At 45.8% G+C, this 1,499-nt stretch carries 3 protein-coding genes; 1 reads left to right on the forward strand and 2 read right to left on the reverse strand.

Annotated features, from left to right (window positions below):
• Positions 1-3: 3 nt before the first annotated feature.
• Positions 4-111, forward strand: coding sequence for a helix-turn-helix domain-containing protein (locus tag AC1DUA_RS37160; RefSeq protein WP_477504498.1), 108 nt, complete (start codon positions 4-6; stop codon positions 109-111).
• Between the two features lie 56 nt (positions 112-167).
• Here the strand turns inward: AC1DUA_RS37160 and AC1DUA_RS37165 are convergent, their stop codons facing one another.
• Together AC1DUA_RS37165 and AC1DUA_RS37170 are read right to left on the reverse strand one after the other, a co-directional pair.
• Positions 168-1,286, reverse strand: a complete 1,119-nt coding sequence (locus AC1DUA_RS37165) for a PepSY-associated TM helix domain-containing protein (RefSeq protein ID WP_477504496.1) — start codon at positions 1,284-1,286, stop codon at positions 168-170.
• Positions 1,287-1,307: 21 nt separating this feature from the next.
• Positions 1,308-1,499 (reverse strand): hypothetical protein (locus AC1DUA_RS37170; protein ID WP_477504497.1); only part of this gene is annotated, 192 nt, incomplete at its 5' end.

Raw genomic sequence — 1,499 nt, forward strand, 5'->3', positions numbered from 1 at the left:
GTGATGCACGCTTCAGGCTTCCAAAATGCCGATTATTTTAACCGCCTGTTCAAAAGACATACCGGCCTAACCCCAAGCGCCTATCGCAAGCAGCTCTTTAATAAACAATAGAAATGAGAAATCCCCCTGCCAACTAGATCGTTGAGAGGGGGATTCTATGTATGATCCTATGCCGCTGCCGTAACCGCCGGCTGCTGCTTTTTGCCACGTTTGCGCCCACGCGCTTTAAGCCGCCAAATTACGAGTCCTGTAATCATAAGGATAAGGGGCATCATGCCGAATACAAAGGCAATCAGCTTCGTCGTTTCTCCACCCCAGGTAGCAAAATGAAGACCTTTGCGCCAAGTATTATAGATATTGATGAGCAAATGCGGGTTTGTTTTGTACAAAACAGATCCATTGGATGCATCCATATATACTGTGCTATTACTGCCGCTAGAAGCTCCAATGCCTTCTTTTAACCCGATTTGATAGGATTGCCCGGGTTTCTGCGGAAACGTAATTTTGATCAATTTGCTGCTCGGATACGCTTGGTTAATCAGCTCCACCACACGGTTCAGTGGAAGCGGAGTCCCATCCTTGCTTTTGGACTGCTGCGCACTCGCTGGGATTTCTTCCTTCGCTTTGAAACCGACTATGCCTGGAATGGACTTCTCAAAAGCGTTAACAACACCAGTAAGTGCTGCAAATAGTAGAACAGGGATAGAAATAATGCCTATTACCTTATGTAAACTCATATTGTGCATCAGCTTGCTGCGATTGCTAATAATCTTAAAGCCAGTAGCCATTCTACGAATGCCCGGCCACCACAGATAAGCACCCGTCAGCAAAATAAGCAACAGTCCAATCCCCAGATAGCCTACAACGGAAGCGGCATTCGCTTTGCCGATGACGGATGTCAGCAAGAAATAACGATGCAGATTATAGATTGTTGCAAAAGGCTCCTTACGCTCCTCCAACACTTTGCCGAAAGCTTCGCCTGTACCTGGATCCGCATAAACTAAGCGGCCGTCCTTACCCTCCTTGGACAGATGAACATGATAAAAGCCATCTGTTTTCGTCATGTCAATCCAATCCGTTTTGAAAGCCGGATTTAAAGCATCCGCGTGCTTCTGAATCTCCGCGACCCCGACATCACCTGGCGTAGGCGATTGGCCGATTGGATACATCCAGCTTTCTACCTCAGGCTCAATCATGATCAAGCTGCCTGTCGTGCATGTTGTGACAATGAACAGCCCCAAAACTAAACTAAGAATCAAATGAATCGATAAAACAACCTTGCGCATCAACTATACTCCCCTATCTCCCTATAAAATGGTCTGAAATGCCGATTTATGCTCATTCTTATATTTAATCCCAGCTTGCAGTGTGGAGATCAGCATGATATCTCTCCAAATGAGCAAATCGGTCACTTCAGCTTGCACATTATAGGAATGCAGCAGAATGCGCCCTTTTAAATCTATTAACTTATAGATCCCTGTATTGGCACATGCGTACAC

The organism is Paenibacillus sp. 01T422 (genome assembly GCF_056398785.1).

What these genes read in the sequence shown, in the direction of transcription:
- AC1DUA_RS37160 (WP_477504498.1), top strand. Translation starts at nt 4, where the DNA reads ATGCACGCTTCAGGCTTCCAAAATGCCGATTATTTTAACCGCCTGTTC.
- AC1DUA_RS37165 (WP_477504496.1), bottom strand. Translation starts at nt 1,286, where the DNA reads ATGCGCAAGGTTGTTTTATCGATTCATTTGATTCTTAGTTTAGTTTTG.